The following is a 14,395-nucleotide window of genomic DNA, read 5'->3' as shown; positions in this document are numbered from 1 at the left end:
CGCGGAGCAGCCCTATGGCGGCCGTGACCGCCTCGCCCGCCGTGAACGCGACGGCGCTGCGCGCGCGACGCCGGAGGTAGGCGTCGAACGGTTCGACCAGGATGGAGGTCGCGGAGCTGTTCATCCCCCGATGGTGGCGAAGGGGCGGCACCGTCCGCGGCGCCGTGACGTCGGATCGGGGACGGATGACGCGTTCACGGCTCTGGGGAGGAGGGGGCGGTGTCGAAGATAGAATCATTCTCATGGCCGCTCGTACTTCCACGCCCGAGAAGCGTCCGGGCTTCTTCTCGCAGCTCAAGACCCTCTACACCTTCACCCAGAAGGAGTACCGGTGGCTGCCGTTCCTGCTGGCCGGCATCGTGCTGGTGGGCATCGCCCTCGGCGTGGTCGTCGGCTTCCTGATCCCGCCGCTGGCGGTGTGGAGCATCATCCTGTGGGCGGTGACGGGCCTGCTGGCCGGCATCCTGGCCGCAATGATCACCATGACTCGCCTGTCGACCACGGCGATGTACAAGAAGATCGACGGCATGCCGGGTGCCACCGGCCACGTGCTGTCGTCGTCGCTCGGCCGCAACTGGCAGGCTTCCGAGACCCCGGTGGGCGTCAACCCGCGCACGCAGGAGGCTCTGTACCGCGCGATCGGCCGCGGGGGTGTCGTCCTCATCGGTGAGGGCAACCGCAGCCGCCTCACGCGCCTCGTGGGCGAGGAGCGCGGTCGCGTCCAGCGCATCGCCTCGGGCGTTCCCGTGACGGTGCTCTACATCGGACACGGCGACGACGAGGTGCCGATCGCGAAGCTCGCCTCGACCATCAAAGGCCTCCCGAAGAAGGTCGACCGTGCCACGATGGCGGCCGTCATCAAGCGCGTGTCGTCGGTCTCGCAGGGGCTGTCGTCACTGCCGATCCCCAAGGGCGTCGATCCCACCAAGATGCGGTCGCCGCGTCCGCGTTGATCCCGAGATGAAGAAGGCCCCCGCCGTCGCGGGGGCCTTCTTCGTCCGTGCCGGCATCACGTGCGAACGAGGACGGTGCCGACGATCTTGTCGTGCAGACCGCGCTGGTCGGCGTCCCAGACCACGGCGGGGATGATCAGAGCCAGCAGCACGGTCCGCACGATCGGGCGCCACAGCCCCACCCATCCCCCGGATGCCAGCTCGAGGCGCATCCCCATGAGGCGGTGTCCGGGGCTTCCCCCGATCAGTGGGATGAAGAGGATCTGTACGGCGAAGAAGATGACATTGGCCGCGATCGGGTTCGCGAACGGGACGCCGGTCACCGGATCGGGTGTCGAGAAGAAGGCGAAGCCGACCAGGCCGGCGCTGACGACGTCGATCAGGAGCGCGGCGATCCTGCGGCCCGGACGGGCGATGGAGCCGCGCCCCTCGCGGGGAAGACCCAGTCGCTGGCCCGGATAGTCGTGCTCGGAGGGTGCGCTCACGGCATCCAGAGTAATCGGGCCCGTGTAACACGCCCGAAACATGCGAGATATCGCCGAGACACCGGTTCTGTATAGGGTCGAGGAGGCTGGGCGAGGCCCGCCGATCCCGAATGTTCTACCTCTGGAGTCTTCATGTTCAAAGATTCGTCCGAGGTGCTCACGTTCATCCAGGACGAGGACGTCAAGTTCCTCGACATCCGTTTCACGGATCTTCCTGGTGTGCAGCAGCACTTCAACATCCCCGCCTCGACCGTCGACGAGGAGTTCTTCACCGTCGGACAGCTGTTCGATGGCTCGTCGATCCGCGGGTTCGCGAACATCCACGAGTCGGACATGCAGCTGATCCCCGACGTCACCACGGCGTACGTCGACCAGTTCCGCGAGGCCAAGACCCTCGTGATGATCTTCGACATCTACAACCCGCGCAACGGCGAGATCTACTCGAAGGACCCGCGCCAGGTCGCCAAGAAGGCCGAGAAGTACCTCGCCTCCACCGGCATCGCCGACACGGCGTTCTTCGCCCCCGAGGCCGAGTTCTACATCTTCGACGACGTGCGCTACGAAGTGAAGCAGAACTCGAGCTTCTTCTCGGTCGACTCCGAGGAAGGCGCGTGGAACACCGGCCGTCAGGAGGAGGGCGGAAACCTCGCCAACAAGACCCCCTACAAGGGCGGGTACTTCCCGGTTTCGCCGGTCGACAAGACGGCCGACCTGCGCGACGACATCACCCTCAAGCTGATCGAGGCGGGCTTCGCGCTCGAGCGTTCGCACCACGAGGTCGGCACCGGTGGTCAGCAGGAGATCAACTACCGCTTCGACACGATGCTGCACGCGGCCGACGACATCTTGAAGTTCAAGTACATCGTCAAGAACACCGCTGAGCTGTGGGGCAAGGTCGCGACCTTCATGCCCAAGCCGCTCTTCGGTGACAACGGCTCGGGAATGCACACCCACCAGTCGCTGTGGAACGACGGCAAGCCGTTGTTCTACGACGAGACCGGCTACGGCGGACTCTCCGACGTCGCCCGCTGGTACATCGGCGGTCTGCTGGCGCACGCTCCCGCGGTGCTCGCCTTCACCAACCCGACCCTCAACAGCTACCACCGTCTGGTGAAGGGCTTCGAGGCGCCGGTCAACCTGGTGTACTCGGCCGGTAACCGCTCCGCGGCCATCCGTATCCCGATCACGGGCACGAACCCCAAGGCCAAGCGCATCGAGTTCCGCGCCCCCGATGCCTCGGGCAACCCGTACCTCGCGTTCGCCGCGCAGCTCATGGCCGGCATCGATGGCATCAAGAACCGCATCGAGCCCCACGAGCCCGTCGACAAGGACCTCTACGAGCTCCCCGCCGAAGAGGCCGCGAACATCCCGCAGGTTCCGAACTCGCTGCTCGACTCGCTCGAGGCCCTGCGCGCCGACCACGAGTTCCTGCTCGCCGGTGGCGTCTTCACGCAGGAGCTCATCGACACCTGGATCGAGTACAAGATCGAGAACGAGATCCAGCCGATGGCCCAGCGTCCGCACCCCTTCGAGTACGAGCTGTACTTCGGGGTCTGATCGCCTCTGCCTCCCCGACGCCCGTCCCCGCCGTTTCGCGGGGGCGGGCGTCGTCGCGTTTAGGGAGGAACGGTCAGCCGTCGGCCCGCGCGCTGCTGCCTCCGTCGACCACGATCGAGGAGGAATGACGGCGCAGTGTGTCGCGACTCACCCCCGTGAGTTCGTGTACAGCGCGTTGGCTGAGTCCCGCGGTGTGTATCAGCGCGACGGCGGCGTCCCGGCGCCGCCGCGGCGGCCATGACCTGAGGCGCTGCACGGTGGCCGCATGAAGGGCATCTCCGGCGCCGATCTCCGTCATCGCGGCGAACCGTCGGGCACGTTCGACCGCATCTTCGATCATGCGCGGTGTCTCGCCCTGGCGGAGAGCCGCGATCACCCGGACGACGCGGTCGTCGACGTCGCCCAGCACGTCACGAAGGAGCGACTCGACCATCGCGACGTCGGGGACGCCGACCTCGATGACCGCATCGATGGCGAGATGGATGCGCACCCCGGTCGTCTCCACGAGGACGAGGCCCGATCCGGCCCGGGCACGCACGAGGACCGCGAGTGCCGCGACGTCCTGCGTATGCGCATGTTCCAGGTGCACCGTCATCCCGGATGCCGTGGCGGAGGCGACCGCATCGACCAGACGTGCGAGCGGAACATCGCGCGTCGTCGCGAGATCGATCGTCGTGAGCGCACGTCTCCGCTGGTGAGCCATCCACCGCACGCGCAGGGTCTTGCCCGTTCCCTCGGCACCGACGAAAAGCACCGACCCGCCTTCCCCCAGGCGCTCGGCGACGGAGCCGAGGTGACGCAACTGCTCCTCTCCCAGGGCTACGGCGGGCGTGGGCACGACGCGTTCCACCGTCGCGATCGGTGCCACGGGACGGTTCTTCGGCCGGACCGGTCGGGGCGATGTGCGTTCGAGGATCTCGGCGATCACCTCGGACGCCCCCGCTCCGTCGTGATCGGCGATCTGTGCGAGAACGGTTCGCGCGGCCGGGTCGGTGGCCCGCACGGCGAACTCGACGATCTGGGCGAGGTCGTCGGCGGCGAGGCGCACCTGGCGTCGACCGCGAGGCGGCGAACCTGCCGAACGAAGGATGCGGGCACTGACAGGGATGACGGACATGGGGGATCTCCCGAGCTGAGGTCGACGCGATGGGCCGTCGTCAGACGGCTGCGATCCGCCGCATGAGCGGCGGCGTGCGACCTCAGGTACGGGAGATACCGAAGACGATCAGAGGATGCCGCCGTGGCGGCGGCGCGCCCGACGGCATCGCCCCTCCACGGACCGCCGCGAGTGCGCGGAGGACGAGGACGACGAGCATGGTGGCGGTGAAGACGAGCAGAACCACGTCGATCGACCCATCGGCGGCGACCACGGTCGTCGCGTCGGTGTCGACGGGCGGGACCAGCGCGGCATCCGGAATCGCGTTGTCATCCGCGTGAAGGAGGGAACCGACCGTGATGGCACTGTGCGCCGTGCCCTCGTGGTGACCGCCCGCTTCATCGAAGTGCGTCGTGGCCCAGGCGCAGACCAGGAGGAAGACCGCCAGCGCAAGCCGGACCGCACGCTCGGCGGCGCGCCGGTCGGACGAGCGGGATACGGCGACGGTCATCGAGCCGAGCCTAGGCGCGCGTATCCGAGAGCTGACCGCCGGTGGGCGATTGACTACCGTCTGGACACCTGATCTTCACCTGGGCATCGCGAAGGGGTGACCACCGGGCAGTGGGCTTGGCGTGCGGTCGACGGCCGCCCCGATCTGACGAAGGACTCCCCCATGGACTCTCGCACTTCCCGACGCCTCCGCGCGGCCGCCGCCTCGGTGGCCGTCGCGCTGGCGGCCTCGACCTCCATCGGCCTCGTGGCCGCTCCCGCGCTGGCCGCGACGCCCGACATCACCGAGCACGGTGGAGCGGCTCGCAACGACGGCGACATGACCGACCTGCTGCGCGAGTCGATCGTCGACGGTCCCGCCAAGAACGTCATCCTGCTGATCGGCGACGGCATGGGCGACTCCGAGATCACCGTCGCGCGCGACTACGCCGAGGGCGCGGCGGGGCGGTTCGCCGGTATCGACGCGCTCCCCCTGACGGGGCAGTACACGACGTACTCGATCGATGAGGCGGGCAAGCCCAACTACGCCTCCGAGTCGGCCTCGACCGCCAGCGCCTGGTCGACGGGTACCAAGACGGTGAACGGTCGCCTCAGCGTCGACGTCGCCAACACGCCGCAGGCCACCCTGCTCGAGATCGCCAAAGCCAACGGCCTCAAGACCGGCAACGTCTCGACCGCGGAGATCCAGGATGCCACTCCGGGCGCGCAGATCGCCCACATCTCGGCCCGTGGGTGCTACGGCCCCGAGCAAGCGTCGAAGAACTGCTCCGCGGAGGCGCTCGAGAACGGCGGCCTCGGCTCGATCAGCGAGCAGCTGCTCAACGTGCGCCCGGACGTCACCCTCGGCGGCGGCGCGGCGAGCTTCGCGCAGACGGCGAAGGCGGGCCCCTGGGAGGGGCGGACGCTCTCGGACCAGGCGCGCGACCGTGGCTACGCCCTCGTGGACGATGCAGCCGGTCTCGACGCGATCACCGCGGCGGATGCCGATCGGCCCCTGCTCGGGCTCTTCAGCGAGGGCAACTTCCCCGTCCGCTGGAACGGCCCCGCGGCGACCGATCTGACCTCCGGTGGCGAGCTCCCCGCTCCGGTCTCCTGCACGGAGAACCCCGGTCGTCTGGCCACGGGTCTGTCGCTGGCATCGCTCACTTCTAAGGCGATCGACCTGCTCGACAACGACAACGGCTTCTTCCTGCAGGTCGAGGGCGCGAGCATCGACAAGCAGGACCACGCCGCCAACGCCTGCGGTCAGATCGGTGAGACGGTCGACCTCGACGAGGCCGTGCAGGTCGCCCTGGAGTTCGCACGCACTCAGGGCGACACCCTCGTGGTCGTCACCGCCGACCACGCGCACACGAGCCAGATCGTGGGCTCGGCGATCCCCGGCCTCAACACCCACCTGCTCACTGCCGACGGCCAGCCCCTGATCGTCGCGTATGGAACCTCGCCGGCAGGCGGCTCGCAGCAGCACACCGGCTCCCAGGTGCGTATCGCCGGGTACGGCCCGGGTGCGGCGAACGTCGTCGGTCTCACCGACCAGACCGACCTGTTCTTCACCGCCGCGAACGGCCTCGCCCTCTCGCAGAACCTCGCCGCTCTCAGCGCGCAGGCGACGGTCAGCGTGCCCGCCGAGGTCCGCCCCGGCGACCCGCTCACGGTGGCCGCCGACGGCTTCGCGGCCGACTGGCAGCTCGCCGGCACGGTGTCGACGACAGGCGACCTCGGGCAGCGCGACGCGCTGCGCGGCTCCGCGCGTTTCGCGACCACGGCCCCGACGGCGGAGGGCACCTACGAAGTCACGGTGAGCGGTGCGCAGACCGGTGTCGTCAAGACCGCGTCGTTCCGCGTGTCCGCCTCGGCGGCTCCTGCACCGACGACCACTCCCACCCCTCTGCCCTCGCCCACGGCCGGGGCGGGCGCTGCGGGCGTGGGGCAGAACGGCGGGGGTTCGCCGCTGGCGATGACCGGTGCGGCTCTGCCCTTGGGCGCGATCGTGCTGGCGATGGGACTGCTCGCCGTCGGCGTGATCCTGCGTCTGCGTCGTCGTCGCCGCACCGAGTTCGTCTGATCCGACTCTCCCCGATGCCCGTTCCCGCACTCGCGGGGGCGGGCATCGAGGCGTTCAGGCGGTGCGTTCGGCCCGCTTCTGCTCCTGGAACACCCGGATGGCCTCGTAGCGTTCGGCCGAACGCGCCTGCCGCTTCGCGGCCTCGACTTCGCGGACCTTCGGCGGTGCCGCGGTGACGAGGTCGTCGAGCAGCAGGCGGACGGACGCCGTGATCTCGGCCACGGCGTGATCGAAGACCGCCTCATTGGCTCGCGACGGCGTAGTCGTCCCCACGATCTTGCGCACGAACTGCAGTGCGGCGTCGTGGCATTCAGCGTCCGTGGCCGGCGGCGTGAAATTGTGCAGGGGGATGATGTTGCGGCACATGCCCCACAGGGTAGGCCGATCGCGGGCGCATGGCGAGAGGGACGACCGATGGGTCCGTCCCCGTCAAGTGCGGGCGGGATGTCGGAGGGGCTTGGAAGGATGGAGGCATGCCGGAGTCTCCTTACGCCTCGCGTCCGTGGTCGACCTCGTACGCCGAGGGCGTCCCGCTCGAGATCGACGTGCCATCGCAAACCCTGCCCGAGATGCTGGCGGCCTCCGTCTCGTCGTACGCAAAGAAGGTGGCCCTGGAGTTCTTCGGTGCGCAGACGACGTACGCGCAGCTCGGCGATGACATCTCGCGTGCCGCCGAAGGGCTCCGCCGGCTGGGCGTCCGCGCGGGCGACCGGGTGGCGCTGGTGCTCCCCAACTGCCCGCAGCACGTCGTCGCGTTCTACGCGGCGTTGCGCCTGGGAGCCATCGTCATCGAGCACAATCCGCTGTACACGGCGCGCGAGCTGCGCCACCAGTTCGAAGATCACGGGGCTCGCTTCGCGATCGTGTGGGACAAGCTCGCCGACACCGTCGCCGACTTCCCCTCCGACCTCGCGCTCGAGCACATCGTGAGCGTCGACATCACCGCCGCATTCCCGCTCTCCAAGCGGCTGGCCCTGCGTCTGCCGATCACCAAGGCCCGCACGGCACGCGCGCAACTGACGGCGACACCCCAGTCGAAGCGTCCGAGCCGCTGGGAGAAACTCCTGACCCGCGGCACGTTGTCGAAGAAGCACCCCGGCCCGCGGGTCGATGACATCGCCCTGCTGCAGTACACCAGTGGCACGACCGGCACCCCCAAGGGGGCGATCCTGACCCACGCCAACCTGCGGGCGAACGCGATGCAGGGGCGGGCGTGGGTGCCAGGGCTCCACGACGGTGAAGAGACGTTCTACGCCGTGCTTCCGCTCTTCCACGCGTATGGCCTGACGCTGTGCCTGACGTTCGCGATGAGTATCGGGGCGAAGCTCGTGCTCTTCCCCAAGTACGATCTCGATCTCGTCGCGGCGGCCGCGAAGAAGAGCCCGCCGACGTTCCTGCCCGCGGTCCCGCCGATCTACGACCAGTTGGCGCGCGCCGCTGCGCGCGGCTCGATCGACCTGACCAGCGTGCGGTTCGCGATCTCCGGGGCGATGAGTCTGCCGGTCGCGACGGTCGACCGTTGGGAACAGGCGACCGGCGGGCTGCTCGTCGAGGGCTACGGCATGACCGAGTCGTCCCCAGTCGCTCTGGGCAACCCCATCGGCCCCTCGCGGCGGCCGGGAACCGTCGGCGTGCCGTTCCCCAGTACCGAGATCCGCATCGTCGATCCCGAGAACCCGGCCGTCGACCGTCCGCTCGGAGAAGCGGGCGAGTTGCTGCTGCGCGGCCCCCAGGTCTTCTGGGGGTATTGGCAGCGCCCGGCCGACACCGCCGACACCCTGCTGCCCGGCGGCTGGCTGCGCACCGGCGACATCGCGACGGTGTCCTCCGACGGGTTCGTCACCATCGTCGACCGGTTGAAGGAGATCATCATCACCGGTGGCTTCAACGTGGCGCCGACCGAGGTCGAAGACGTGCTCACCTCGCATCCCGACATCGAGAGTGCCGCGGTCGTCGCGCTGCCCAAGCCGCGCGGCGGAGAAGATGTCGCCGCTGCCATCGTCGTCCGTGACGGTGTCGACATCTCGTCGGAGACGGTGCGCGACTACTGCAAGACGCGCCTGGCGGCGTACAAGGTGCCGCGCCGCATCGTCGTGGTCGACGACCTTCCGCGCTCGCTCATCGGCAAGGTGCTGCGCCGAGAGGTACGAGAGCGCCTCATGGCGTCGTGAGGCTCGCGGGCTCAGAGCGGATGTCCGCGGGACGCACCCGCGGCCGGCGTCGGCACGGGCAACGTACGGCACCGACGAGCCACGAGGTAGGCATGGATGCCGGAGCCCACGGCATCCACGCGCCTCAGCCGTAGAAGAGCTTGTCGAAGACGCGCCGGGCTCGACGCGTCGCGCCGAGGTAGTCCTCTTCGACGCGCGTCGCCGAGCGGGGCGGGTACTCGAGGATCCGCCCGATGCCGTCGAGTCGCACGCGGTCGGCCGGCAGGACGTCACTCGTCTGCCCCGACAGGAGTGTGTTCGCCGAGCGCAGGCGACTGGCGAGATGCCAGGCGGCGGCGAGCTTCTGCGCCGCGTCGGCCTCCACGATCCCCGCCTCGACCGCGGCATCCAACGCCGTCAGCGTGGAGGTGGTGCGCATCGCCGGAACGGCTCGGGCGTGTTGCAGCTGGAGCAGCTGCACGAGCCACTCGACGTCGCTCAGCGATCCGGGGCCGAGCTTCAGGTGACGAGCGGGATCGGCGCCCTGAGGGAGTCGCTCGTTCTCGACGCGCGCCTTGATGCGGCGGATTTCGCGCAGACCGTTCTGGTCGGCCGACGCCGGATAACGCACCTCATCGGCGAGCGCCATGAACTCCGCGATGAGCTTGATGCTGCCGGCGACGCCCCGGGCGCGCAGCAGCGCCTGTGCCTCCCACGACAGCGACCATCGCCGGTAGTACTCCGCATACGCGTCGATCGACCGGGCGAGCGGGCCGCTGCGGCCCTCGGGGCGGAGTTCGGCGTCGAGGTCGAGCGGCAGGCGGTGGTCTTCCGAGTGCTCCCGGATGCCGGCGACGAGCTTGAGCGCCAGTTGACCCGCGCGCTGCGGGTCGACGCCGTTGGCGCGGTAGACGTACATGACGTCGGCATCCGACCCGAATCCCATCTCGCGCCCGCCGAAGCGCCCCATCGCGATGATCGCGAAGTCGAGGTCGTCGTCTTCGGGTGGCACGACCACGCGTCGCACCGCGCGAAGCGTCGCCTGGATCGTCACCTCGGTGATCGTCGAGAGGGCGTCGGCGAGCTCTTCGAGCGACACCGTTCCGAGGACCGCGGCCATGGCCACTCGCAGCATCTCGCGGCGGCGCAGCGCCCGCACCGACCGCATGGCGTCATCGATGTTGTGCCAGCGGGTCTGGATCGCGCGCGCCTCTTCTTCGAGAGCTTTGCCCGAGCGCGGTCGAAGCAGCGCATCGTCGTCGAGCCAGGCGACGGACTCGGGGATCCACTCCATCAGCTCGCCGATGTAGCGCGAGCCCGAGAGCACACGGGTGAGACTCTCAGCGGCGCCCGCGGAGTCCCGCAGCATGCGCAGGAACCACGGGGTGTTGCCGAGCCGCTCACTGATGCGGCGGAAGACGAGGAGGCCGTAGTCGGGATCGACGCCGTCGGCGAACCACCGGATCATGACCGGCATGAGGTGCCGCTGGATCGTCGCCTTGCGGCTGAGGCCGCTGGTCAGCGCCGCGATGTGGCGAAGCGCCCCGGCGGGGTCGCGGAAGCCGATGGCCGCGAGACGGTCGCGCGCCTGCGCGGTCGACAGCGTCCGCTCCCCCTCGGGCAGCGATGCCACGGCCGACAGCAGCGGCCGGTAGAACAGTCGCACGTGGATGTCGCGGACCTCGCGCTTGATGGCCTCCCACGCCGCCTGGACTCCGGATGCCGAGTCGGCCAGCCGGGTCGCGCGCGCGAGCACTCGCAGGTCGTCGTCCTTCTCGGGCAGCAGCGCCGTTCGGCGGAGCCCGCGCAGCTGCAACCGGTGCTCGAGCAGCCGCAGCGTGCGGTAGTCGCGGGCGAACGCCTCGGCTTCGGAGCGGCCGATGTATCCCTCGGCCACCAGAGCGTCGAGGGCCTCGAGGCTGCCGCGCTGACGGATGCGCTCGTCGGTCAGGCCGTGCACGAGCTGGAGCAGCTGCACGGTGAACTCGACGTCGCGGATGCCACCGGGCCCGAGCTTGAGCTGACGGTTCACCTCGGCCGCGGGGATGTGTTCGGTCACGCGCTCTCTCATGCGCTGGACGCCCTCGACGAAGTTCTCGCGGGCCGCGCTGTGCCACACCAGCGGCTGCACGGCGGCGACGTACTCTGCGCCGAGGGCCGGGTCGCCGGCGATCGCCCGCGCCTTGAGAAGCGCCTGGAACTCCCAGCTCTTCGCCCACCGGTCGTAGTACTGCTGGTGCGACGCCAGGCTGCGCACGAGAGCGCCCTGCTTGCCTTCGGGGCGCAGGTTCGGATCGACCTCCCAGAGGGGCGGCTCGATCTCGGGGCCGGAGATGCCGCGCATCGTCTGCACGGCGAGGCGGGTGCCGATGTCGATCGCCCGGGCCTCCGAGACGACGTCGTCGTCGGACGTGCCGCCGACGAAGATCACGTCGACATCACTGACGTAGTTGAGCTCGCGCGCGCCCGTCTTGCCCATCGCGATGATGGCGAACCGGGTGGCCTCGACCTGCTCGCGAGGGAAGGCGCCCGGTCCGGGAGCCGACACCCGCGCGCGGGCGACGCTCAGCGACGCCTCCAGCGCCGCGCCGGCGATGTCGGCCAACGCTGCCGAGACGACGTCGATCGCCCCCGCCGGGTCGTCCTGACCGAGGTCGTACGCCGCGATACGCGCCAGGAGGCGGCGGTAGCGCACCCGCAGCGCGACCCACGCGGCATCCGAGGCGTCCGACGCGAATCCATCGACGTCGCCGACGGATTCCAGCAGCTCGGCGCGCATCGACTGCTCGTCGGGGACGGTGAGGCCCGCACCCGACAGGTGCACGAGCTCATCGGGATGCCGAAGGTAGAACTCCGCGAAGCCGTCGGACGCCCCCACCAGATCCCACAGCGCGCGCCACGCGCCCGCGTCGGCGGCGGCCGCTCTCACGGCCGCCGCGTCGCGCCGGGCCACCTGCAGGATTGCCCGCAGGGCGCCGTCGGGGTCGGCCACACGCTGTGCGAGCCGCATGGCATCCGCCCGGTCGACACCGACCGTCTCGTCGAGCTCACCGAGCAGGGTGTCTGCCTCGGTGAGCCGCGAGAAGCCGGTGCGAGCGAGCGCGGTGAGCGCGGTGGAGCGATCGCCCGAGGTCATGGGACGACCGTCAGAGTGCTTCGAGGTTGCTCGCGAGCTCGAACGGCGTCACCTGGGCCCGGTACTGCTGCCACTCACGGCGCTTGTTGAGCAGGACGTACTTGAACACCTGCTCGCCCAGCGTCTCGGCGACGAGCTCCGACTCCTCGAGGTACTCGAGAGCGTGGTCGAGGCTCGCCGGCAGGGGCGCGTAACCGAGGGCCCGGCGCTCCGAGTCGGTGAGGGACCACACGTTATCTTCCGCCTCGGCGGGGAGCTCGTACTCCTCCTCGATGCCCTTGAGGCCTGCCGCGAGCATGAGCGCGTACGACAGGTAGGGGTTGGCCGCGGAGTCCAGCGCGCGGTACTCCACACGGGTCGACTGGCCCTTGTTGGGCTTGTACAGCGGCACGCGCACGAGCGCGGAGCGGTTGTTGTGGCCCCAGCAGATGAAGCTGGGCGCCTCGTCGCCGCCCCACAGGCGCTTGTACGAGTTGACGAACTGGTTCGTCACCGCCGAGATCTCGTTGGCGTGGCGCAGCAGGCCCGCGATGAAGTGGCGACCGACCTTCGAGAGCTGGTACTGACCGCCCTCTTCGTAGAAGGCGTTCATGTCGCCCTCGAAGAGCGACAGGTGCGTGTGCATGCCGCTGCCGGGCTGGCCGCTGATGGGCTTGGGCATGAAGGTCGCGTACACGCCCTGCTCGATCGCGACCTCTTTCACGACCGTGCGGAAGGTCATGATGTTGTCGGCCGTGGTGAGGGCGTCGGCGTAACGCAGGTCGATCTCGTTCTGCCCGGGGCCGCCCTCGTGGTGGCTGAACTCGACCGAGATGCCGAGGTCTTCGAGCATGCGCACCGAGCGGCGGCGGAAGTCGTGCGCCGTGCCGCCGGGGACGTTGTCGAAGTAGCCGGCCGAGTCGACCGGCTGCGGACGCCCGTCGGGGCCGAGCTGCGACGACTTCAGCAGGTAGAACTCGATCTCGGGGTGCGTGTAGAAGGTGAAGCCGGCGTCGGCCGCCTTCGCCAGCGTGCGCTTGAGCACGTGACGGGGGTCTGCCACGGCGGGCTGGCCGTCGGGCGTGGTGATGTCGCAGAACATGCGTGCCGTCGGGTCGATCTCACCGCGCCACGGCAGGATCTGGAACGTCGTGGGATCGGGGTGAGCGAGCAGGTCGGACTCGTACGAACGGGTGAGCCCCTCGATCGCCGATCCGTCGAAGCCCAGTCCCTCGGTGAACGCCCCCTCGACCTCGGCCGGGGCGATCGCCACCGACTTCAGCGTCCCCACCACGTCGGTGAACCACAGGCGCACGAACTTGACGCCGCGCTCCTCGATCGTGCGCAGGACGAAATCACGCTGCTTGTCCATCGTCATCCCTCGTATCGGTGCGGTCAGCGGGCGGAGCCGGAGCCCCAGTCGTCACGAGCCTCTTCTTCGGCCCACTTCTTCGAACGCTCCTTGAAGAGCTGCGGCGCGTTGGCCGCCTCTTCGGCGGTGTCGAAGGGGCCGGCGCGGTCGACGGCCGGTGACTCGTACCCCTGTTCGACCTGACCGGTCTCGAGGTTGTACCAGTACTTCGTGTTGTCGTCGCTCACGATGCTCCTCACGTGGGTCTCGCGTGTCGGCGTGAACCGCCGGTGCTCCCCCGATCCTACTGATGCCGACCGTGCGGCTGGATAGGCTGAGGGGTATGGCAACGAATGCGTCTCGTGCGGTCGGAGTGGACATCGGCGGAACCGGCATCAAGGCCGGGATCGTCGACCTGGATGCCGGAGAGCTCGTCAGCGACCGCGTCAAGGTCGCGACCCCCGCAGGTGCCGAGCCCGCCGACGTCCTGACCGCGGTGCGGCAGGTGCTCCAGACGCTCGAAGCCCCCGCCGATCTGCCGTTGGGCGTGGCCTTCCCGGCCATCGTGAAGAGCGGCAAGACTCTGTCGGCGGCGAACGTCTCGAAGACCTGGATCGGCTTCGAGGCCGAGAAGTTCTTCGAAGACGGCCTGTCGCGCGGCATCCATTTCGCCAACGACGCCGACGTGGCCGGAATCGCCGAGGTGCGTTACGGCGCGGCGAAGGGCGTCGAGGGTCTCGTGATCCTCACCACACTCGGCACCGGCATCGGCTCGGCCATGATCTACGACGGCGTGCTCGTGCCCAACAGCGAGCTCGGTCACCTTCAGCGCGCCGGACACAAGAAAGATGCCGAGCACTTCGCGGCGTATTCGGCCATGGAGCGCGAAGAGCTGTCGTGGGACAAGTGGGCCAAGCGCCTGCAGTGGTACTACGACTACGTCGAGTTCCTCTTCAGCCCCGATCTGCTCGTCGTCGGTGGCGGGGTGTCGAAGCACTCCGAGCACTTCCTGCCGCTGCTGAACCTGCACGCACCGATCGTTCCGGCGAAGCACCGCAACAACGCGGGCATCATCGGCGCGGCCTCGCTCGCCGTTCCCGTTCCCGAGGCGCT

12 protein-coding genes are annotated in these 14,395 nt (G+C 69.2%); 5 read left to right on the top strand and 7 right to left on the bottom strand.

Going from position 1 to position 14,395, the window contains the following annotated elements; translation table 11 throughout:
* Positions 1-242 precede the first annotated feature (242 nt).
* Positions 243-953: a DUF4191 domain-containing protein gene (locus tag RWP81_RS07675; protein ID WP_055954609.1), complete on the top strand. Its 711-nt coding sequence runs from the start codon at positions 243-245 to the stop codon at positions 951-953.
* Between the two features lie 56 nt (positions 954-1,009).
* Here the strand turns inward: RWP81_RS07675 and RWP81_RS07670 are convergent, their stop codons facing one another.
* Complete coding sequence (locus RWP81_RS07670; RefSeq protein ID WP_055954606.1) at positions 1,010-1,438, bottom strand: RDD family protein; 429 nt, start codon at positions 1,436-1,438, stop codon at positions 1,010-1,012.
* 132 nt (positions 1,439-1,570) lie between these two features.
* Between RWP81_RS07670 and glnA (RWP81_RS07665) the strand changes: the two genes are divergently transcribed.
* On the top strand, positions 1,571-2,995 hold the full coding sequence (gene glnA / locus RWP81_RS07665) for a type I glutamate--ammonia ligase (protein WP_314454376.1): 1,425 nt from the start codon (positions 1,571-1,573) through the stop codon (positions 2,993-2,995).
* Positions 2,996-3,068: 73 nt separating this feature from the next.
* Here the strand turns inward: glnA (RWP81_RS07665) and RWP81_RS07660 are convergent, their stop codons facing one another.
* Together RWP81_RS07660 and RWP81_RS07655 are read right to left on the bottom strand one after the other, a co-directional pair.
* Positions 3,069-4,112, bottom strand: a complete 1,044-nt coding sequence (locus tag RWP81_RS07660) for a hypothetical protein (protein ID WP_314454374.1) — start codon at positions 4,110-4,112, stop codon at positions 3,069-3,071.
* Between the two features lie 82 nt (positions 4,113-4,194).
* Entirely contained in the window at positions 4,195-4,602 is a 408-nt protein-coding gene (locus tag RWP81_RS07655; RefSeq protein WP_314454371.1) for a hypothetical protein, read from the bottom strand.
* Positions 4,603-4,764: 162 nt separating this feature from the next.
* On the opposite strand from RWP81_RS07655, the gene phoA reads away from it, so the two are divergent.
* Positions 4,765-6,666, top strand: coding sequence for an alkaline phosphatase (gene phoA, locus RWP81_RS07650; RefSeq protein ID WP_314454368.1), 1,902 nt, complete (start codon positions 4,765-4,767; stop codon positions 6,664-6,666).
* Positions 6,667-6,720: 54 nt separating this feature from the next.
* Here the strand turns inward: phoA and RWP81_RS07645 are convergent, their stop codons facing one another.
* Complete coding sequence (locus tag RWP81_RS07645) at positions 6,721-7,032, bottom strand: DUF2277 domain-containing protein (protein ID WP_055954591.1); 312 nt, start codon at positions 7,030-7,032, stop codon at positions 6,721-6,723.
* Positions 7,033-7,139: 107 nt separating this feature from the next.
* On the opposite strand from RWP81_RS07645, the gene RWP81_RS07640 reads away from it, so the two are divergent.
* A complete protein-coding gene (locus RWP81_RS07640; protein WP_314454363.1) occupies positions 7,140-8,837 on the top strand; it encodes a long-chain-fatty-acid--CoA ligase in 1,698 nt (565 codons plus the stop codon).
* A 124-nt stretch (positions 8,838-8,961) separates the two neighbouring features.
* Here RWP81_RS07640 and RWP81_RS07635 read toward each other — a convergent pair whose 3' ends face one another.
* From RWP81_RS07635 to RWP81_RS07625, 3 genes are read right to left on the bottom strand one after another with little or no spacing between them, the layout of a single operon-like run.
* Positions 8,962-11,952, bottom strand: coding sequence for a bifunctional [glutamine synthetase] adenylyltransferase/[glutamine synthetase]-adenylyl-L-tyrosine phosphorylase (locus tag RWP81_RS07635; RefSeq protein WP_314454360.1), 2,991 nt, complete (start codon positions 11,950-11,952; stop codon positions 8,962-8,964).
* A gap of 10 nt (positions 11,953-11,962) precedes the next feature.
* Complete coding sequence (glnA, locus tag RWP81_RS07630; protein WP_055955399.1) at positions 11,963-13,303, bottom strand: type I glutamate--ammonia ligase; 1,341 nt, start codon at positions 13,301-13,303, stop codon at positions 11,963-11,965.
* 23 nt (positions 13,304-13,326) lie between these two features.
* Positions 13,327-13,530: a hypothetical protein gene (locus RWP81_RS07625; protein ID WP_055954581.1), complete on the bottom strand. Its 204-nt coding sequence runs from the start codon at positions 13,528-13,530 to the stop codon at positions 13,327-13,329.
* A 95-nt stretch (positions 13,531-13,625) separates the two neighbouring features.
* Between RWP81_RS07625 and ppgK the strand changes: the two genes are divergently transcribed.
* The coding region (gene ppgK, locus RWP81_RS07620; RefSeq protein WP_314454355.1) for a polyphosphate--glucose phosphotransferase at positions 13,626-14,395 on the top strand (770 nt) is incomplete at its 3' end.

Source organism: uncultured Microbacterium sp. (assembly GCF_963521695.1).
Lineage (GTDB): Bacteria > Actinomycetota > Actinomycetes > Actinomycetales > Microbacteriaceae > Microbacterium.
The sequence above is the reverse complement of the archived record's forward strand: the minus strand, read 5'-3'. Positions and strand labels throughout refer to the sequence as shown.

Coding starts and splice junctions, on each gene's coding strand:
- RWP81_RS07675 (WP_055954609.1), top strand. CDS start 243: ATGGCCGCTCGTACTTCCACGCCCGAGAAGCGTCCGGGCTTCTTCTCG.
- glnA (WP_314454376.1), top strand. CDS start 1,571: ATGTTCAAAGATTCGTCCGAGGTGCTCACGTTCATCCAGGACGAGGAC.
- RWP81_RS07660 (WP_314454374.1), bottom strand. CDS start 4,112: ATGTCCGTCATCCCTGTCAGTGCCCGCATCCTTCGTTCGGCAGGTTCG.
- RWP81_RS07655 (WP_314454371.1), bottom strand. CDS start 4,602: ATGACCGTCGCCGTATCCCGCTCGTCCGACCGGCGCGCCGCCGAGCGT.
- phoA (WP_314454368.1), top strand. CDS start 4,765: ATGGACTCTCGCACTTCCCGACGCCTCCGCGCGGCCGCCGCCTCGGTG.
- RWP81_RS07645 (WP_055954591.1), bottom strand. CDS start 7,032: ATGTGCCGCAACATCATCCCCCTGCACAATTTCACGCCGCCGGCCACG.
- RWP81_RS07640 (WP_314454363.1), top strand. CDS start 7,140: ATGCCGGAGTCTCCTTACGCCTCGCGTCCGTGGTCGACCTCGTACGCC.
- RWP81_RS07635 (WP_314454360.1), bottom strand. CDS start 11,952: ATGACCTCGGGCGATCGCTCCACCGCGCTCACCGCGCTCGCTCGCACC.
- glnA (WP_055955399.1), bottom strand. CDS start 13,303: ATGGACAAGCAGCGTGATTTCGTCCTGCGCACGATCGAGGAGCGCGGC.